Annotated in this window: 20 protein-coding genes and 1 tRNA gene; 12 read left to right on the forward strand and 9 right to left on the reverse strand. The window is 60.1% G+C overall.

The annotated features are described in order from the left end of the window. Nucleotides 1-58: 58 nt before the first annotated feature. On the reverse strand, nt 59-2,074 hold the full coding sequence (uvrB, locus tag ACTJKS_RS15490) for an excinuclease ABC subunit UvrB (protein WP_108183251.1): 2,016 nt from the start codon (nt 2,072-2,074) through the stop codon (nt 59-61). A 337-nt stretch (nt 2,075-2,411) separates the two neighbouring features. On the opposite strand from uvrB, the gene ACTJKS_RS15495 reads away from it, so the two are divergent. The 3 genes from ACTJKS_RS15495 to ACTJKS_RS15505 all read left to right on the forward strand — a co-directional run bounded on the left by ACTJKS_RS15495 (nt 2,412) and on the right by ACTJKS_RS15505 (nt 4,172). Beyond that, the gene (locus ACTJKS_RS15495; RefSeq protein WP_025111170.1) at nt 2,412-3,608 is read left to right on the forward strand and encodes an amino acid aminotransferase; all 1,197 of its coding nucleotides are present in this window, start codon (nt 2,412-2,414) and stop codon (nt 3,606-3,608) included. Nucleotides 3,609-3,825: 217 nt separating this feature from the next. Beyond that, entirely contained in the window at nt 3,826-4,026 is a 201-nt protein-coding gene (locus ACTJKS_RS15500) for a hypothetical protein (protein ID WP_198758559.1), read from the forward strand. A 70-nt stretch (nt 4,027-4,096) separates the two neighbouring features. Further along, nucleotides 4,097-4,172, forward strand: a tRNA-Asn gene (locus ACTJKS_RS15505). A gap of 208 nt (nt 4,173-4,380) precedes the next feature. Here ACTJKS_RS15505 and ACTJKS_RS15510 read toward each other — a convergent pair. Next, a complete protein-coding gene (locus ACTJKS_RS15510; protein WP_262949079.1) occupies nt 4,381-5,904 on the reverse strand; it encodes a nucleobase:cation symporter-2 family protein in 1,524 nt (507 codons plus the stop codon). A 252-nt stretch (nt 5,905-6,156) separates the two neighbouring features. Here ACTJKS_RS15510 and ACTJKS_RS15515 point away from each other — a divergent pair, with 252 nt between their 5' ends. Continuing rightward, complete coding sequence (locus ACTJKS_RS15515) at nt 6,157-6,441, forward strand: BrnT family toxin (RefSeq protein ID WP_095668807.1); 285 nt, start codon at nt 6,157-6,159, stop codon at nt 6,439-6,441. Between the two features lie 3 nt (nt 6,442-6,444). After that, nucleotides 6,445-6,777 (forward strand): BrnA antitoxin family protein, encoded by a 333-nt coding sequence (locus ACTJKS_RS15520; protein ID WP_041065984.1) that lies wholly within the window; start codon nt 6,445-6,447, stop codon nt 6,775-6,777. Nucleotides 6,778-6,779: 2 nt separating this feature from the next. Here ACTJKS_RS15520 and ACTJKS_RS15525 read toward each other — a convergent pair whose 3' ends face one another. Both ACTJKS_RS15525 and ACTJKS_RS15530 read right to left on the reverse strand, forming a co-directional pair. Beyond that, on the reverse strand, nt 6,780-7,607 hold the full coding sequence (locus tag ACTJKS_RS15525; RefSeq protein ID WP_262949080.1) for an arylamine N-acetyltransferase family protein: 828 nt from the start codon (nt 7,605-7,607) through the stop codon (nt 6,780-6,782). A 100-nt stretch (nt 7,608-7,707) separates the two neighbouring features. After that, nucleotides 7,708-8,502 (reverse strand): exodeoxyribonuclease III, encoded by a 795-nt coding sequence (locus ACTJKS_RS15530; protein ID WP_262949081.1) that lies wholly within the window; start codon nt 8,500-8,502, stop codon nt 7,708-7,710. Nucleotides 8,503-8,732: 230 nt separating this feature from the next. Between ACTJKS_RS15530 and ACTJKS_RS15535 the strand changes: the two genes are divergently transcribed. Further along, on the forward strand, nt 8,733-9,011 hold the full coding sequence (locus ACTJKS_RS15535; RefSeq protein WP_108183256.1) for a hypothetical protein: 279 nt from the start codon (nt 8,733-8,735) through the stop codon (nt 9,009-9,011). Between the two features lie 91 nt (nt 9,012-9,102). Here ACTJKS_RS15535 and ACTJKS_RS15540 read toward each other — a convergent pair whose 3' ends face one another. The 5 genes from ACTJKS_RS15540 to ACTJKS_RS15560 form a co-directional block, all read right to left on the reverse strand. Next, a complete protein-coding gene (locus ACTJKS_RS15540; RefSeq protein ID WP_041065973.1) occupies nt 9,103-10,671 on the reverse strand; it encodes a sensor domain-containing diguanylate cyclase in 1,569 nt (522 codons plus the stop codon). Nucleotides 10,672-10,894: 223 nt separating this feature from the next. Continuing rightward, the gene (locus tag ACTJKS_RS15545; RefSeq protein ID WP_086793230.1) at nt 10,895-11,419 is read right to left on the reverse strand and encodes a hypothetical protein; all 525 of its coding nucleotides are present in this window, start codon (nt 11,417-11,419) and stop codon (nt 10,895-10,897) included. Next, nucleotides 11,416-12,144: an alpha/beta hydrolase gene (locus ACTJKS_RS15550; RefSeq protein WP_108183257.1), complete on the reverse strand. Its 729-nt coding sequence runs from the start codon at nt 12,142-12,144 to the stop codon at nt 11,416-11,418. The genes ACTJKS_RS15545 and ACTJKS_RS15550 overlap by 4 nt, the downstream gene beginning before the upstream one ends. A 3-nt stretch (nt 12,145-12,147) precedes the next feature. Next, on the reverse strand, nt 12,148-12,645 hold the full coding sequence (locus ACTJKS_RS15555) for a PAAR domain-containing protein (RefSeq protein ID WP_003226482.1): 498 nt from the start codon (nt 12,643-12,645) through the stop codon (nt 12,148-12,150). A 135-nt stretch (nt 12,646-12,780) separates the two neighbouring features. Beyond that, the gene (locus tag ACTJKS_RS15560) at nt 12,781-13,446 is read right to left on the reverse strand and encodes a ribonuclease T2 (RefSeq protein WP_108183258.1); all 666 of its coding nucleotides are present in this window, start codon (nt 13,444-13,446) and stop codon (nt 12,781-12,783) included. A gap of 165 nt (nt 13,447-13,611) precedes the next feature. Here ACTJKS_RS15560 and ACTJKS_RS15565 point away from each other — a divergent pair, with 165 nt between their 5' ends. From ACTJKS_RS15565 to ACTJKS_RS15590, 6 genes are all read left to right on the forward strand, one after another. Beyond that, the gene (locus tag ACTJKS_RS15565) at nt 13,612-14,082 is read left to right on the forward strand and encodes a hypothetical protein (RefSeq protein WP_041065962.1); all 471 of its coding nucleotides are present in this window, start codon (nt 13,612-13,614) and stop codon (nt 14,080-14,082) included. Between the two features lie 102 nt (nt 14,083-14,184). Further along, on the forward strand, nt 14,185-15,891 hold the full coding sequence (locus ACTJKS_RS15570) for a copper resistance system multicopper oxidase (protein ID WP_108183259.1): 1,707 nt from the start codon (nt 14,185-14,187) through the stop codon (nt 15,889-15,891). Between the two features lie 11 nt (nt 15,892-15,902). After that, nucleotides 15,903-16,769: a copper resistance protein B gene (locus tag ACTJKS_RS15575; protein ID WP_041066328.1), complete on the forward strand. Its 867-nt coding sequence runs from the start codon at nt 15,903-15,905 to the stop codon at nt 16,767-16,769. Nucleotides 16,770-16,799: 30 nt separating this feature from the next. Beyond that, entirely contained in the window at nt 16,800-17,174 is a 375-nt protein-coding gene (copC, locus tag ACTJKS_RS15580; RefSeq protein ID WP_108183260.1) for a copper homeostasis periplasmic binding protein CopC, read from the forward strand. Between the two features lie 3 nt (nt 17,175-17,177). Further along, nucleotides 17,178-18,047 (forward strand): copper homeostasis membrane protein CopD, encoded by an 870-nt coding sequence (gene copD, locus ACTJKS_RS15585; protein ID WP_108183261.1) that lies wholly within the window; start codon nt 17,178-17,180, stop codon nt 18,045-18,047. Between the two features lie 58 nt (nt 18,048-18,105). Then, entirely contained in the window at nt 18,106-18,891 is a 786-nt protein-coding gene (locus ACTJKS_RS15590) for a transporter substrate-binding domain-containing protein (RefSeq protein WP_041066325.1), read from the forward strand. Nucleotides 18,892-18,947: the final 56 nt, after the last annotated feature.

Raw genomic sequence — 18,947 nt, forward strand, 5'->3', positions numbered from 1 at the left:
AAAAACAAGATAAAAAGATCGCAGCCTCCGGCAGCTCCTACAGGTTTAGCATCAGGCTTCAAACCGCCAAAAGCCGCTCACGCAGTTTGGCAATCTCATCGCGCATCTGCGCCGCTGCCTCAAATTCCAGATCCCGCGCCAACTGGTACATCTTCTCTTCCAGCGCGCGAATGCGTTTGGTGATTTCGCTCGGCGAGCGCAGTTCGGCTTCGTACTTGGCGTTTTCTTCGGCAGCCTTGGCCATACCCTTGCGCTTCTTGCTGCGCGAGCCGGGCACAGTGGCGCCTTCCATGATGTCGGCGACGTCCTTGAACACCCCTTTGGGCGTGATGCCGTTGGCGAGGTTGAAGGCAATCTGCTTGTCGCGACGACGCTCGGTCTCGCCAATCGCCCGCTCCATCGAACCAGTGATACGGTCGGCGTAGAGAATCGCCCGGCCATTGAGGTTGCGCGCGGCCCGGCCGATGGTCTGGATCAGCGAGCGTTCGGAACGCAGGAAGCCTTCCTTGTCGGCGTCAAGAATCGCTACCAGCGACACTTCCGGCATGTCCAGACCTTCACGCAGCAAGTTGATCCCCACCAGCACATCGAAGGTGCCCAAGCGCAGATCGCGGATGATCTCGACCCGCTCGACAGTGTCGATGTCCGAGTGCAGATAGCGCACGCGCACGCCGTGGTCGGCGAGGTAATCGGTGAGGTCTTCGGCCATGCGCTTGGTCAGCGTGGTGACCAGCACCCGCTCCTCGACCGCCACGCGCTTGGTGATTTCCGAGAGCAAGTCGTCAACCTGGGTCAGCGCCGGGCGCACTTCAACCTGCGGGTCGACCAGACCGGTCGGACGCACCACTTGCTCGACCACGCGCCCGGCATGCTCGGCCTCGTAGTTGCCCGGCGTTGCCGAGACAAAAATCGTCTGCGGGCTGACCCCTTCCCACTCGTCAAAACGCATTGGCCGGTTGTCCAGCGCCGACGGCAAGCGGAAGCCATATTCCACCAGGGTTTCTTTACGCGAACGGTCGCCCTTATACATCGCGCCGACTTGCGGCACGCTGACGTGGGATTCGTCGATCACCAGCAAGGCGTCGGCCGGCAGGTAGTCATAGAGCGTTGGCGGCGCGGCACCGGCAGGACGCCCGGACAGGTAGCGCGAGTAGTTTTCGATGCCGTTGCAGTAACCCAGTTCGAGGATCATTTCCAGGTCGAATCGGGTGCGCTGCTCCAGGCGCTGGGCTTCCACCAGTTTGTTACTGCTGCGCAGGTATTCGAGACGTTCCTGCAGCTCGACCTTGATCCCCTCGATGGCGTCGAGCAGGGTTTCGCGCGGCGTCACGTAGTGACTCTTCGGATAGAAGGTGAAGCGCGGCATCTTGCGGATGACTTCGCCGGTCAGCGGGTCGAACGCGGAGATGCTCTCGACCTCGTCATCGAACAGCTCGATGCGGATCGCTTCCAGATCGGATTCAGCCGGGTAAATGTCGATCACGTCGCCACGCACGCGGAATGTCGCGCGGGCAAAATCCATGTCGTTGCGGGTGTATTGCAGGTCGGCCAGACGTCGCAGCAACGCGCGCTGATCCAGTTTGTCGCCGCGATCGACGTGCAGCACCATCTTCAGATAGGTTTCCGGACTACCGAGACCGTAGATGCACGAGACCGTGGTGACGATGATCGCGTCCTTGCGCTCGAGCAACGCCTTGGTCGCGGACAGACGCATCTGCTCGATGTGGTCGTTGATCGACGCGTCCTTCTCGATGAAGGTGTCGGACGACGGCACATAGGCTTCGGGCTGGTAGTAGTCGTAGTAGGAAACGAAGTATTCGACGGCGTTGTTCGGGAAGAACGCCTTGAACTCGCCATACAGTTGCGCGGCGAGGGTTTTGTTCGGTGCCAGCACCAGCGTCGGGCGCTGTACCTGCGAGATGACATTGGCGATGCTGAAGGTCTTGCCCGAGCCGGTCACACCGAGCAGCGTCTGGTGCGCCAGCCCGGCTTCGATGCCCTCGACCAATTGGCGAATCGCTTCTGGCTGATCGCCGGCAGGCTCGAAGCGGGTGACTAGCTGGAATTCGGACATACACACCTCTGGGATCGCGGCTCGCGCAGAAAACAGCCGAGCCGCGGGGATGACCGCAAACGACCGTTGTCGCCCAAGGAAAAACGAAGATTGTGCTCAATGTGGAGCCGATTGCCTCGCCTTTCAAGGCAAACGTCCTACATCCGGTAAAGTCTCTGACAGAGCCAATCGACTAACGGTCAAGAAATAATCGGAAAAACTTGCCGGAAAAGCTGAATCGCCTGTCGCCATTGCTCAGTAATGGCCTCTATACTAGCTCCCCGTTTGTGCACCGCTCTAGTGCATTCGGCTGGAGCGCGACACGTCCCTCCACTCTCCATTCAGAGCCGCCGTAATAATGAGCCTGTTCTCCGCTGTCGAAATGGCACCCCGCGATCCAATCCTGGGCCTCAACGAAGCATTCAACGCCGATACCCGGACCACCAAGGTCAACCTGGGTGTAGGTGTTTACTGCAACGAAGAGGGGCGAATTCCCCTGCTGCGCGCGGTGATCGAAGCCGAAACCATTCGCGCTGCTCAGCACGCCTCTCGTGGCTACCTGCCGATCGACGGCATCGCCGCCTACGACCAGGCGGTGCAAAAGCTGCTGTTCGGTAACGATTCGCCGCTGATCGCTGCCGGTCGCATTGTCACCACTCAGGCGGTCGGCGGTACCGGCGCGCTGAAAATCGGTGCCGACTTCCTCAAGCAACTGCTGCCGAACGCCGTCGTGGCCATCAGCGACCCGAGCTGGGAAAACCACCGTGCGCTGTTCGAAACCGCTGGCTTCCCGGTGCAGAACTACCGTTACTACGACGCCGCCACCCACGACGTGAACCGTGCCGGCATGCTCGACGACCTCAATGCCCTGCCGAACGGCTCGATCGTTGTGCTGCACGCCTGCTGCCACAACCCGACCGGCGTCGACCTGACCCCGGCCGACTGGAAGAATGTGCTGGACGTGGTCAAGGCCAAAGGTCACGTGCCGTTCCTCGACATGGCTTACCAGGGTTTCGGCGACGGCATCGACGAGGACGCCGCAGCGGTGCGTCTGTTCGCTGAATCGGGCCTGACTTTCTTCGTTTCGAGCTCGTTCTCCAAGTCGTTCTCGCTGTACGGCGAGCGCGTGGGCGCCCTGTCGATCGTCAGCGAATCGAAAGAAGAAAGCGCGCGCGTGCTGTCGCAGGTCAAGCGCGTGATCCGCACCAACTACTCCAACCCGCCGACTCACGGTGCCAGCGTTGTCGCCGCCGTGTTGAACAGCCCGGAACTGCGCGCCCAGTGGGAAGCCGAACTGGCAGAAATGCGCCTGCGCATTCGCGGCATGCGCGAGCAGATGGTCGCCCTGCTGGCCGAGAAAGCCCCGCAGCGTGACTTCAGCTTCGTCGGCCGTCAGCGCGGCATGTTCTCCTACTCCGGCCTGACCACCGAACAGGTGCATCGCCTGCGTAACGAGTTCGGCATCTACGCCCTGGACACCGGCCGCATCTGCGTCGCGGCACTGAACCAGAGCAACATCAAAGCGGTCACGGATGCGATCGTTCAGGTCATCTGATTCGCCTGGCAATGAAAAACGGGAAGCCTTGGGGCTTCCCGTTTTTTATTTGTCCGAAGGAATGCAACATTCCCTCTAAACTGCATACAAATCTGAACTGTGGGAGCGAGCCTGCTCGCGAAATCGGTGTATCAGCCAAAGATCATGGCGACTGATCCGACGCTTTCGCGAGCAGGCTCGCTCCCACAGGTTTCGTATATATCCAGGAATAACCCACATGAAAAACGACAACCTGCGCGCCGACCGAGACGACCTGGATGACTTCATCCCCCGCGCCCCGGCCAGACGCGAAAAAAGCCTGGTGCTGCAAGTCGCCGCCGGGGTGTTTCTCGGCGGCCTGGCCCTGTGGCTGGTGCAACTGGCGGCCACCGCGTTGTACGCAAAGCTGCTGATGGGCACCCTTACATTCGGCGGCTGACAGCCGTTCGGCAAAAAAAGAATCGGCAAAGCTTGACTAGTCTTTTTAAATCAGTAACATACGCACCAATTCCGCAATAGCTCAGTTGGTAGAGCAAATGACTGTTAATCATTGGGTCCCTGGTTCGAGTCCAGGTTGTGGAGCCAAATAGCAAAGCCCCTGAATCGAAAGATTCAGGGGCTTTTTTGTGGGCGCTCGAAAGTCCAAGGATCAAAAGATCGCAGCCTTCGGCAGCTCCTACATTTGGAATGCGCTCCCCCTGTAGGAGCTGCCGCAGGCTGCGATCTTTTGCTCTTCAAACCAAAAAGGCCGATCTGTCTCACAACAGATCGGCCTTTTTCATCCAGTCAGCGATCAGACATGCTCGCCACTCTTCACCTGCACCTTCGACGCCCCATGCCCATGATCGTGGTCATCAGGCTCGACTACCGGCACTTCTTTGCCATCGCAATCGTGCAGCTTGCCGTCGCTGAAGTAGTCACCCTCACGCAGCGCCGCCAGGTCGCGATAACGCAGAGTGCGCTCTTCCGCAGCCGCAAACACCGACTGCTGGTCCGAGTTGCCGGCAGTGAAGTGGTTGAAGGTCAGGTTCAGCACGATCGCCATGATCGCCGACGAGCTGATGCCCGAGTGGAAAATGGTCGCGAACCAGCTCGGGAAATGATCGTAGAAGTTCGGCGCGGCAATCGGGATCATGCCGAAGCCGATCGAGGTCGCGACAATGATCAGGTTGACGTTGTTGCGGTAATCGACTTTCGACAGCGTACGGATGCCGCTCGCCGCCACCGTACCGAACAGCACAATACCGGCACCGCCCAGCACTGAGGTCGGCACTGCGGCAATCACCCGCCCCATGAACGGCAGCAGGCCGAGGATCACCAGGAAGATACCGCCGGTGGCCACCACATAACGACTCTTGATCCCGGTCACCGCCACCAGCCCGACGTTCTGCGCGAAGGCGCTTTGGGTGAACGATCCGAAGATTGGTGCAAACATGCTCGACAGCATGTCGGCGCGCAAACCGTTGCCCAGGCGTTTGGAGTCGACCTTGGTGCCGATGATCTCACCGACCGCCAGAATGTCCGCCGAGGTTTCCACCAGGGTCACCATGACCACGATGCACATCGACAGGATCGCGGCGAAGTGGAAAGTCGGCATGCCGAAGTGGAACGGCGTCGGGAAGCCGAACATCGGCCCTTGAGCGACACCGGAGAAATCCGCCATGCCAAGGAACACTGCCAGCACCGTGCCGATCACCATGGCCAACAGGATCGACAGACGCGAGATGGTCGAACTGCCGACCTTGCTCAGCAACAACACCAGCACCAGCGTGACCGCCGCCAGCCCGATGTTCTGCATGCTGCCGAAGTCCGGCGCATGGCTGTTGCCACCCATGGCCCAGCGCGCCGCCACCGGCATCAGCGTCAGACCAATGGTAGTGATCACGATACCGGTGACCAATGGAGGGAAAAACTTGGTGATTCGCGAGAACACCGGGGTGATCAGCAAGCCGATCAACGATGCGGCAATCACCGCGCCCAGCACCGACTGGAAGCCGCCCTCCCCGCCACTGCTGACGATCGCGACCATGGTCGCCACACCGGAGAACGACACGCCCTGCACCAGCGGCAACTGACAGCCAAAAAACGGTAGACCCAGGGTTTGCAGCAGTGTTGCCAGCCCCCCCGCAAACAATGAAGCAGCAATCAACAAACCAATGTCCGCCGGCGACAGCCCGGCCGCCTGGCCAATGATCAGTGGCACCGCAACGATACCGCCGTACATGGTCAGAACATGTTGCAGGCCGTAAGCCATATTCGCGCCGACCCCGAGATTTTCGTCCTCGGGCCGTTGGTGTGAAACATGGGGCGTTTTCATGTGGGGGGTTCCCTGGTTTTTGTTATGCGCACACTGTATTCAATACTCGGGACAAATGTCCATAGAGTTGTATACAACTTATCGGTCACATAATGGATAGGTAGCCACCCAAGCTTCTATCCCGCCACCTCTAGCTCCCACAAATCCGGCAACACATCCCCTCCTGCCCCCGGGTTTTATCGCACTAGGCTGAAGTGTTCATGGCGACCAGCGGTGCATTGGCGCCTTTTTTATACATATAAAGTATGCATAATGAAGTCATTCGAAATTCAGTACGACAAAAGCAAAAACGCAGCCAACAAACTCAAGCACAGGGGTGTCAGCCTTGCCGAGACCGAGCCGGTCTTTCACGACGAGCGCGCGCTGACGATCGAGGACAACGACCATGACGAACAGCGCTGGATCACCCTCGGCCTCGATGGCAAAGGGCGTTTGCTGGTGGTTGCGTACAGTTATCGCGAAGCCAACGTCGTACGAATCATTTCTGCACGCGTCGCCACACCGAGCGAGCGTTGCGCTTACTTTCTGGAGGCTTGAACAATGAAAGACGAATACGACTTCTCGCAGGGCAAACGCGGTGCATTGGCGCCCGCCAAGGGCAAAACCCGCATCACCATCATGCTCGATGACGCCGTCATCGAAGCCGCCCGCAACGTGGCGGAAAACGAAGGCTTCGGTTATCAGACGGTGATCAACAACACCCTGCGCCATGCCCTGCTGGAGCCTGGCAGCAAAACGCAGGAGGCCGAGCCGCCCCACTCCGGGCAATTCAAGAAAGGCATCACCGCCGCCGACCTCAAGAGCCTGGAAAAAAAGCTCTCGGCGGCGGTCGGTGAAATCCGCCGGGTACTGGAACCGGAGGCAAAGCCCTGAGATCAGTCCGGTACGAGCATCCGCGCCAGCGACTGACGCACAGGCGGCTGGTCAGGCAGGCGCAGGCCGAACTCCTGCTCCAGCACCTCGATCAACTCATCGACATCCGCCACCTCGCGCCGCTCGCTGTCGGCGCCCATGTGATGAACCGCGAAGCTGCCGTTGTTCAGAGTCCGTCGCCAGCCATCGCCGGTACGCGCAACCATCAGCCGTTTGGCGAACGGTGACTCGGGATGGGTCGAGACGTACCAGTTGCCGAGGGTGTAATCGATGTCTTCCTGGCGTTGCAGATCAAACAGGTACATCGCGCGCCACTCGCCTGCGACACTGGCGCGCAGCATGTAGCCGTCGGCCTGTTTCTCGATGCGATAGGACTCGTGCGGCGTCGGCTGTTCAGCCTCGGTATCGAGCAACAGCGGCGCAGTCGGCACCATGCCGCCAAAGCCGACATCGGTGATGTAGCGTTCGCCATCGATGATCACCAGACTCAAGCGATGGGTGCGCGCCGTCCAGGTGCCCTCGGGTTGCGCCAGTACTACGCGTCCGGAGATACCACGGGCCTCGAAGCCCAGTTCCTGCAGCAACGCCAGAAACAGATTGTTCAGTTCGTAGCAGTAACCACCCCGACCACCGTGGAGGACTTTCTGTTCGACCGACGCCAGATCAATCAGCACCGGTGCGCCCGTGATCGTCGACAGGTTCTCGAACGGGAAGATCCCGGTATGGCGTAACTGCAACTGCCGCAGGGTTTCCAGGGTCGGTGCCGGTGGGGCATCGAACCCCAGGCGCTGCAGGTACAACGTCGGATTCGCCAGACGTGGCTCGCTCATTGCTCAGTCCTTTTGCATGTGGCCGCGGATCGCTGTGCCGCTGGCCGACAGGTATACGGGATTGGGCCCCGACTCCGACAATTGATTTCGCCAATCAGCGCTACCGCCGCTTGCGCGAACCGATGCGAATCCACGTCGGTGCATGGTCGCTGGCGTGCGGTTCGTTGCGCACCCAGGCGTCGACCCCGGCCTCGTGCAGGTACGGACTGAGTGCCGGATTGAGCAGCAGATGATCAATGCGCAGACCAGAGTTGGTTTGCCAATGCTGGCGAAAATAATCCCAGAACGTGTAGAGGCGATCCTCGGGATGCAGATGACGCAGCGAATCCGTCCAGCCCTGATCGAGCAGCCGTTGATAACACTCGCGGCTTTCGGGCTGCAGCAGCGCATCCTTGAGCCAGGAACGGGTGTTATAGATGTCCATATCGGTGGGCACCACGTTGTAATCGCCGGCCAGCACCACCGGATGATCGCTGCTTTGCAGATCCTTGGCGTAGCGGATCAGGCGTTCGAACCAGGCCAGTTTGTAATCGAACTTCGGCCCCGGCTGCGGATTGCCGTTGGGCAAGTACAGGCAGCCGACCAGCACGCCGTGCACCGCCGCCTCCAAATAACGACTGTGCTTGTCGTCGGGATCGCCCGGCAGACCACGACGGCTTTCCAACGGCTGCGCATCGCGAGCGAGGATCGCCACGCCGTTCCATGACGCCTGACCGTGCCAGATCGCGCCGTAACCCGCCGCTTCGAGTTCGGCAGCCGGAAATGCACTGTCCACCGACTTGAGTTCCTGCAGGCAGGCAATGTCCGGCTGCTCGCGCTTGAGCCATTGCAGCAGGTTCGGTAACCGCGCACGCAAACCGTTGACGTTGAAGGTGGCGATCCGCAGGTTTTTCATCGTCCAGGCTCCGGCGAACAAGGTATGACCATTGTGACCCGGTGGCGGCGCCGCTGGTTGCATTGAATCAACCGGCTGCCGCGCAACAGGCGCTCACCTCTGGGCTGATTGCCGCGACCTGGCGCATGCTCAGTAAAGCTCAAGGTCGCAACCGCTCGTCAGCCAGGTGGCACCAACGTTCAGGGCCGTCAGACCAAAGTCAGGTAACCGACCCTCTCTGGAGACGTACCATGACATCGCGCAAACTGACTTCCCTGTTGCTCGCCGGTCTGTTGACATCCGCGTCGCTCGGCGCCTTTGCCGCCAATGACGGGGCAGATGCCTCAGGTACCCAATCCGGTGCGACAAGTGGCACCAACATGCCACCCAACACCAATCCCGGAGCACCGAAAAACGGCGACAGGACCGATGGCGCCGGCAAGGGCACGGGGACTAACAGTGGCACCATGGGTTCTGGTTCGGGGGCGGGTGGCGGCACCGGTTCGGCCGGCGGTGGCACCGGCAGCTGAACGAACAAGCGTGACCGCTGGTGATCCGGCATAAAGCCAACAATCTGTGGCGCGGGAACCGGGTTCCTCGCCACAGATCCGGGGCGGGCCTTTAGCGATCCGAACGCATCAACTCGGCAACCTCCGACTCCAGCGACAACACCGCCGCGCGATTACGCCCGGCGTTTTTCGCCTGATACAACGCCGCGTCGGCACGCTGGATAAATTCTTCCAGGCTGTCGTTTCCGCTGGGCACAAACGCGTAGCAACCCAGGCTCACTGTCAGGTAGCCGGTCGGCGAACCGCTGTGGGTGATGCGCTTGTCCATCACGCTGCGGCGGATCTGCCCGGCAATCGCCAGCGTGCCGTTGATGTCAGTGTCCGGCAGCAGCACCGCGAACTCTTCGCCGCCGTAACGTACTGCCAGGTCAGCCTTGCGCTGGCAACTGTTCTTCAGCACTTGGGCCACCTGGGTCAGGCAATGATCCCCCGCCACATGGCCGTAGGCATCGTTGTAGCGTTTGAAGAAATCGATATCGAGCATGATCAGGCCGACCGGACTCGACTGCCGTGCACCGCGGGCGAATTCGATGTCCAGCGATTGCTCGAACAGCCGCCGGTTCGCCAGCCCGGTCAGGCTGTCATGAGTCGCAATCTGCTCCAGTGCGCGCTGCGCCCTGCGCAAGTTTTTCTCGATACGCTCACCGTCACGCACCTGATGAATGAACACCCAGCCGAACAGGCCGACGCCGAGAATCACCAGCGCCACAATCACGCTTGACTGAAAGGCCCGCTCGGACCAACCCTTGAGAATCGTGTCGCGCGAAGAGGCGGACGCGACCACCAGCGGGTAAGCCGTCAGCTGCCGGTAGCCGTATAAACGCACCACGCCGTCGACCACCGATCTGATCATCGCCGTACCGGCCGGCGCTTCAGGCAGCAGCTTCTGATAGATCTTGCCCCGCGCCAGCGACGAGCCGATCAGGCTCTCGTCGAACGGCCGCCGCGCCAGCAAGGTGCCGTCCTTGAGGCCGAGAAACATGATGCCGCTATCATCGAGGCTGAAGCTTTTGAAGAAGCGGTCGAAGTACGCCATCTTGATCCCGGCCATCAGCACGCCCTGAAAGTTGCCGGCGCGGTCATTAATGCGCTTCGAGATCGGAATGATCCACTCTCCATTTTCCCGACTGCGGATCGCCGGGCCGATGTGCGCCACGGTAGAAACATTCTGTTGGTGAAACTTGAAGTACTCGCGGTCGGCCACCCCGTTGCCACGAGGCAAGTCCGGGAACGAGGTGATCACCCACTGCCCCTCGCGGTCGAACAGGAACATGCCGTGCAGCTGTTCCAGTTGCTGCACCCGACGGGCGAAGGTCTGCTGCAGGCGTGGTCGTTGCGCGGCGCCATATCCGTCGTCCTCGACCCAGTCGGCGAGACTGGTGAGCACCAGATCGGCAGCCAGAAACGTGTCTTCGGCCTGCTGCGCCATGGCTCGGGTCAAGTTGGTGGAGGCGATCTGCGCGTTCGCCAGATCCTGACGCCGCGTCTGCTCCAGCTGCAAATAAAGCAAGCCGGACAGGCACAGGCACACCGCAACGATGAACAGCGCTGCCGCCTTGCGCAACGGCAGGCGTTTAAGCGTGCCGGGAGTTTGATGCGGTTCGTGAATGGGGATTGGCAAAAACGTGTCCTGGGCAGGTACGACAGGGGCCGCAGCCCGAAACCCTTACTTTTTGTGAGCGTAGCCCACCGGGATGCGCACGGCAAACCCGCCGCGCCAACACACGCCCGCCCCGTTGTATCGGCGCGCGAGGGATTTGGATGAACGCCGCGCCGCGATTTATTTTCAGAGGTCGTTTTGCAGGTGATCGCCCTCGCGTATCTGCGCAGGGCACCGATGACGGCTATCGGGGTTTGTTGATTTCCCGCAGCAGATCCGCGACCGGCAGGTTCATGGTGTTTGAATAGTAGGGTTTATAGCCGTACGCGGTGACGACGACTTTGCAGGGGATTTGTTGTTTGTTGGCGAGGAGTTGATTCAGCTCTGCCACCGAGAGATTTCTTTCAGAACTCCGGTTGCTTGAAGTTTCACTCAAGAATGCGCGAGTGAGATAGGAAAACTTGGCCTTGTTGTTTTCATTTTTCTCCGAGCGTATCAAACCGGTGGCGGAAAACTGTATGGCTTTGCCTACTGAGAAATCATGATCATCCGCCAATGCGCAATGAAGCATACCCGAAATCACCCCAACTCGCTCTCCGCGATCAAAAAGATCCAACACATCAACGTCCGACTGATACCGGATGACGTATAGCAGCGACTTTTCTCTTTCCACAGACTCGAAGCTCAGGTTTGCCGGAGGCTTTGTGTGATCCTTCGCACAACCAGAGCAGAAAGCGAGCAAGCCGCAAAGTAGTAACCTGTACATCATGGAAAATCCTTCATGATTGAGTCAAAAAGCATATCGGCTGCTGATTTGCTCCCTGCGATATGGGCAGTAAACAACCCCCATGCATTTGCATGATTAGTGTCTACATTGACGTTCAATGAAGGGCCACATGAGATAAGCCACTTTTCACCAAAATCAGCGACTCCATCTGACGAATCTCTTTTAGTTGGCATTGCTTTGATATTGATCCAATCGGCAGCAATTGGATCAGGACGCTCGCGATAAATATCAGAACCCAACCAGACCAGGGCCCCTTCACCCACGGGATCAAGGGTAATCAGCATCTGAATCCGGTAACCCCATTCCGACATGATCTTTGTCAGATGCGCACCATTCCAACCGCCGAGGCTATGACCCACGATATAGACAGGACAGCTCTTGTAGGGAATCAGACTCAGGACATGACGCTGAATATCCTGTTTTCCTCTGACTTCGTTGTAGCCCAGCCACTCAGACTTGTATTTACCCTCCTTAGCCAAGCTTGTCGTGCGCTCATCAAAATCCTTCCGTGCCTCTTGGATGTTTCCATAAGGCCCCGAAAAATAATAACGTTCCTTATCCCCGGCGCCTCCGACGAAAACAACAATCGCCTTGGTACTCTCCACCGGCACAGGCTTGTCACTGACATCCTTCTTGTCCGTCAGCGCATGTTCCTTGTGCAGCTTGTAATTAATGCCTTTCGCGCACGTTACTGTTTCAGCCGCCATGCCTCACTCCTCCAGAAACAGCTTGATGGTTTCAGGCAGGTGCGAGCTGACCTCGTGGGTGAACCCATTAGCGTCAGACACCCCGTGTTCCAGTCGCCCATCTGCGCGCTGAATCACGTAGGGATGATTGATCATGGGCTCACCGGTCACGTCATTGACGAGTTTCAACTTGTCCGTGAAATGCACCGGCATCGGCAGCAAACCACTGAAAGGTGCCGCTGTTACCGTGTCACCAATGATGACCGTGCCGGATCCACCAATGACCACATTGCCGTGCCCTCCGGTGCTGTCCAGGGTCGCGGCGTTCAAGCCATTGATAAACACCGTCGAAGAAACGCCGCCAGTAATCGGGCTACCGCACGCTGATTTATCAGTCATTCGTGCAGCCGCCAAGCCGTCGAAATTCACGTTCGGCGAGCCACTGGCAATCGGATTGGTGCCATGTCCCGGGAGTGGGCAGGCGGTCGGATCGGTGACGCGGGCGGCGGGTTTTCCGCTCATGAACAGCTCCTTGCAGTGTTGCGGGTCATCCTTTTGGGGGCGCAAGCATGCGTGAATTTCCAGGTTGCTTCAAACCTCCAGGCAAAAAAAGGCGCCCGATCGAGGCGCCTTTTTAATTCGTGCAAACCACTCACATCAACGCGACGGCGGCACCCGAATATCCCCCGCCCGGCACTGGGTCTTCACGCCCTTGCCGCAAGCACCGAACTGCAGATCCTTGCCCATGCATACCCGCACTTCCGAGAGTTCCGGGCCGCTGCAGATCACCGCGATGCCATCGGCCGGGATCCCCGGGTTGGCCTTGCGGAACAGGTCGGCGATTTCCTGGGCTTCGAAATAATACGAGGAACTGAACGGCTGCAGCTCTTGCGGGATCTTCACCGCGCCCACCGCTTTGTCCGCCTCATCCAGATAACCCATCGCGCCCAGACCGCTGCAAGTGCCGTGCTTGGACCATTCGTGATCAAGCAGTTTTTTGGTCGGGAACAGCGTCAGACCTTTGGTCGTCTCCGCCGCCGACAGCGTGGTCAAGGGTGGGCAGGATTCCGGCCAGCCGCCATTGGCGTATTGCGGCCACAAACCGTGCAGCACGAAGCCATAACCCTTGCCGGAACATTGCACGTCATCTTTGTGAGTGAGGCAAAAGGTCGGCGACCAGGACAGCGTCAGCAGGTAGTAATCGAACTGCCCCGCCACCGCTTCCGTTTGCACCTTGCTGGCGTGCGACTGACGCGCCGAACTCAGGCCGATGCTACCGGCCGTCAGCGCGATCAGCGCCAGAATTGTAAACAGCTTTTTCATGTACCCGCTCCTTGGGACGCCTGCGTCCGTGGTTTTTGATGCTGGCCAGACTTGACCAGCGCTGATTTCGCCATGCTTGTGTTGCAAGCGCATGACGCAAGGCAAAGCCGTACACCGTTGAAAGGTCTACGATTAACAGGCAGACATCAAACCAAGGGATCCGAAATGAGTAAAGCAGACGAACTCGCCGCCAAACTCAAGCAAACCCGGCACACCCACGCGGATGCCGCGCTGGAGATCGATTGCTGGCCGGCGCAGGTCTACGATCTGTACCACCGCATTGAGGTCTGGCTGCAGCCAGTCACTGAAGTCGGCCTGAAAATCCGCCGCAATCCAACCCACGTTTGCGAGAGCTCACCCGATGGCGAAAGCCACGATTACGCGATCGACCAACTGGTGATCGAAGCTAACCAGCAAACCCTGACCTTTGATCCCATCGCCCGGTTTACCGAGGACGGCGCCGGCCGCGTGCAGATCACCCTGCCGGATCGCAACACCTACCTGCTGCGCACCGTCGATGAACATCATGAAAGCCATTGGTGGTTGCAGACAGTGGAAACCGGGCAGGAGCTGGATGCGATTGCGCTGACCGAGAACAATCTGTTGCAGGTGGTGCAGGAAGGTCTGGGCCTGTAACAGGGACGGGCAAACTGTCAAAACTGTAATCCCGCCCTCAGCCAACTGAAAGCCAGCGCTGGTTAGCCTCCCCGTCATGTTTCAAACGGGGACTTCCAGCGCATGCCTTCCAACACTTCAAGACGCACCTTCGTCAAAGGCCTGGCCGCCAGTGGCCTGCTCGGCGGCCTCGGTCTGTGGCGCGCGCCGGTCTGGGCGCTGAGCGGGCCAGGGCAGATCAATGAGCTGAGCGGCAGCGAGTTCGAGCTGTTCATCGGCGAAACCCCGGTCAACTTCACCGGCAGCCCGCGCACTGCGCTGACCATCAATGGCAGCCTGCCCGGTCCGCTGTTGCGCTGGCGCGAAGGCGACACGGTGACGCTGCGGGTGCGTAATCGGCTCAAGGACAGCACTTCGATTCACTGGCACGGCATCCTGCTGCCGGCCAACATGGACGGCGTGCCGGGTCTGAGTTTTCACGGCATCGAACCGGGCGGCGTGTATGTCTACCAGTTCAAGGTGCGGCAGCACGGCACTTACTGGTATCACAGCCACTCCGGCTTGCAGGAACAGGCCGGGGTCTACGGGCCGTTGGTGATCGATGCGAAAGAACCGGAGCCGTTCCACTACGACCGCGACTACGTGGTGATGCTCAGCGACTGGACCGACGAGGACCCGGCCAGCCTGCTGAAAACCCTGAAAAAGCAGTCCGACTACTACAACTACCACAAGCGCACGGTTGGCGATTTCATCGACGACGTCAGCGACAAAGGCTGGAGTGCCACCGTCGCCGACCGCACGATGTGGGCGCAAATGAAGATGAACCCCACCGACATCGCCGACGTCAGTGGCGCCACCTACACTTTCCTGATCAACGGCCACGCCCCTGAATCGAATTGGACCGGCCTGTTTCGCCTCGGCGAAAAACTGCGCCTGCGCCTGATCAACGGCTCGGCCATGACCTACTTCGACGTACGCATACCCGGGCTGAAAATGACCGTGGTGGCGGCGGACGGTTTGCACGTCAAACCGGTCAGCGTCGATGAACTGCGCATCGCGGTGGCGGAAACCTACGATGTGATCGTCGAACCCGCCGCCGACGCTTATACCCTGTTCGCCCAGGCCATGGACCGCAGCGGTTACGCCCGCGCCACCCTCGCGTCCCGCGCCGGTCTGACGGCCCCAGTGCCAGCGCTGGATTCGCGCCCATTGGTGACCATGGACGACATGGGCATGGGTGGCATGGACCACGGCTCGATGGACATGAGCGACATGGCGGGCATGGACCACTCGGCGATGGGCCCGATGCAATCGCACCCCGCCAGCGAAAAAGACAATCCGCTGGTGGACATGCAAGCCATGACCCCCACACCGAAACTCGACGACCCCGGCCTCGGGCTGCGCAACAACGGTCGTCGCGTGCTGACTTACGCCGACCTGCGCAGCACCTTCGACGACCCGGACGGCCGCGATCCCGGGCGCACGATCGAGCTGCACCTGACCGGGCACATGGAGAAGTTCGCCTGGTCGTTCAACGGCATCAAGTTCTCCGATGCCGAACCGCTGCGCCTCAAGTACGGCGAGCGCATCCGTCTGGTGCTGGTCAACGACACGATGATGACCCACCCCATCCACCTGCACGGCATGTGGAGCGATCTGGAAGACGAAAACGGCAACTTCCAGGTGCGCAAACACACCATCGACATGCCTCCCGGTACCCGTCGCAGTTATCGGGTCACGGCCGATGCATTGGGCCGCTGGGCCTATCACTGCCATCTGCTTTATCACATGGAAACGGGCATGTTCCGCGAAGTGCGGGTGGAAGAATGAAGGGGCTGATGATGACTCGACTTGCAGCGTTCTCCGTGCTGTTCATCAGCGCCTCTGTCATGGCCGCCAATGACATGCAAGGCATGGATCACAGCCAGATGCCCGGCATGGATCACTCGATGCAAAGCATGGACGACGGCATGATGCAGCCTGCCGCACCCACTGAAAGCCGCACGCCGATCCCGGTGCTGACCGACGCCGACCGCGCCGCCGTGTTCGCCAGCCCCGGCGGCCATCAGGTGCATGACAGCGCGATCAACAGTTACTTCCTCGCCGACAAACTCGAATGGCAAAACGCCGATGACGGCAGCGCTTTGGCCTGGGATCTGTCCGGCTGGATCGGCGGCGACATCGATCGCCTGTGGCTGCGGTCCGAAGGCGAACGCAGCAACGGCAAGACCGAGGACGCCGAACTCCAGGCATTGTGGGGCCATGCGATTTCGCCGTGGTGGGACGTGGTCAGCGGCGTGCGTCAGGACTTCAAACCCGGCGCCGCACAAACCTGGGCCGCGTTCGGTCTGCAGGGCATGGCGCTGTACAACTTCGAAGCCGAGGCCACGGCGTTTCTCGGTGAGGGCGGACAAAGCGCGCTGCGGCTGGAAGGCGACTACGACATTCTGCTGACCAACCGGCTGATCCTGCAGCCCACGGCCGAACTCAACGTCTATGGCAAAAACGACCCGCAACGAGGCCTTGGTTCCGGCCTGTCGAACACTGAAGCCGGCCTGCGCCTGCGCTACGAAATCCGCCGCGAATTTGCGCCGTACCTCGGCGTGACGTGGAACCGCACCTACGGCAACACCGCCGATTACGCCCGCGAAGAAGGCGAAAGTCGCAGCGAAGCACGCCTCGTACTCGGTGTGCGGCTGTGGTTTTGAATCCCATTAAAAAACAACCCGGAGTCTTGCATGCGCACATTGAATATCACCTTGGCACTCGCCAGCGGATTGCTCTTGAGCAGCCTCGCCCAGGCCCACCCGAAACTGCTGTCATCAACCCCGGCCGAAGGTGCTGACGGCGCAGCGCCGGACACGATCGAGCTGCACTTTTCCGAAAACCTGTTGACCCGGTTCTCCGGCGCCAAACTGGTGATGACCGAGATGCCCGGCATGGCCCATTCGCCGATGCCGATGAAGGCCAGAGTCAGCGCTGGCAGCGACCCGAAATCCATGCTCGTCACCCCGCTCGCGCCGTTGCCCGCCGGCACCTACCAGGTCGAGTGGCGCGCGGTGTCGTCCGACACGCACCCGATCACCGGCAACGTCACGTTCAAAGTGAAGTGAGCGATGGCTGAACTGATCAACATCATTTTGCGCCTGGCGTTGTATGTGGATTTGCTGCTGTTGTTCGGGGTAGGGTTGTTTACGCTGTACAGCGCTGACGCCGACCTGCGGTCTGGCCCGATGCTGCGTGGATTGGCGTTGATCGGGGCACTGCTATCAGTGGCTGGACTGGTGCTGATGACGAGCACCATGAGTGGCGAAACCGAACTCGCCGCACTCTGGCCGCATCTGCAGGTGATGCTGCTGGAAACGGACGTCGGGCTGGCGTGGGCGCTGCGCATGATTGCGCTGATCGTGGTGCTGATTCAGCCGGGGATGTGGCTCGCGTCGACGGCCGGCGCGGTTGTCCTCAGCTCCCTTGCGTGGAGTGGGCACGGGGCCATGGACGAGGGCTCGCTGCGGTTCTGGCATTTCCTCAGCGACATCCTGCATCTGCTGGCGGCGGGTGCGTGGTTGGGCGGGATGCTGGCGCTGGTGTTGCTGGCGCGGGGTCGTGTGGATGAAGCGCGGATTCGCCTGCTGGCTGAGGCGGTGAAACGCTTCGAATGGGTTGGCGCGACGATTGTGCTGACGCTGTCGGTGAGCGGCGTGGTGAATTACCTGTTCATCGTCGGCCCGAGGCTGGATGACGTGCTGCTCGGCACTTACGGTGTGTTGCTGGCGATCAAGGTTGTGCTGTTTGCCGGGATGCTGGTATTGGCCGCGCTGAACCGCTTCCACCTCGGGCCGGCGCTGGCGCGATCACTACGCGATGGACAGCACGTCATCGCGGCGAACGCACTCAGGCGCAGTGTGCTGCTGGAACTGGGCATGGCCCTGCTGATCGTGGCGCTGGTGGCGTGGCTTGGCACGTTGAGTCCGGACGCGGGATGACACCCGCGAAGGCCTTTCACTACACTGGTTCACCGTCCTCTGCAGAAGCCCGATGTTCATGACTATTCTAAAAAGCACGATGATCCTTTGCGGCACGCTGGCCCTGGCCGCGGGTGTTCAGGCTCAGGAAGCCACTTCGCACCTCGACAGCATCCAGCAACAAGGCCAACTGCGCGTCTGCACCACCGGCGACTACAAGCCCTACACCTTCAAGCGCGCCGACGGCGAATTTGAAGGCATCGACATCGCCATGGCGCGCTCGCTGGCCGACAGCCTCGGGGTCAAAGTCGAGTGGGTGCAGACCACCTGGAAAACCCTGATGCCGGACATGCAGGCCGGCAAGTGCGACATCGGCATGGGCGGGATTTCGGTGACGCTGGAACGGCAGAAAAAAGCCTTCTTCAGCAACACCCTCGACAGCGACGGCAAGATCCCGCTGGTACGCTGCGCCGAGCAGGCCAAATACCAGACCATCGAGCAGATCAACCAGCCAGACGTGCGCCTGGTGGAACCGGCCGGCGGTACCAACGAAGCCTTCGTCCACGCCTTCCTGCCCAAGGCGCAACTGGCCCTGCACGACAACGTGACGATCTTCCAGCAACTGCTCGACAACAAGGCCGACGTGATGATCACCGACGCCTCGGAAGCGCTGTATCAGCAGAAACTCAAACCGGGGTTGTGCGCGGTGAATCCGCACCAATACATGCAGTACGGGGAAAAGGCTTATCTGCTGCCGCGTGATGACATCAGTTGGAAACTGTACGTTGATCAGTGGCTGCATCTGAGCAAAGTCACTGGCAGTTATCAGAAGGTCATTGGTGAGTGGCTGGCAGTGCCGCAGTAACCCACCAGACATAAACAGTTGTGGCGAGGGAGCTTGCTCCCGCTGGACTGCGCAGC

Origin of the sequence: Pseudomonas sp. 22189 (genome assembly GCF_052045635.1) — a bacterium.
GTDB classification, from domain to species: Bacteria; Pseudomonadota; Gammaproteobacteria; order Pseudomonadales; family Pseudomonadaceae; genus Aquipseudomonas; species Aquipseudomonas parakoreensis.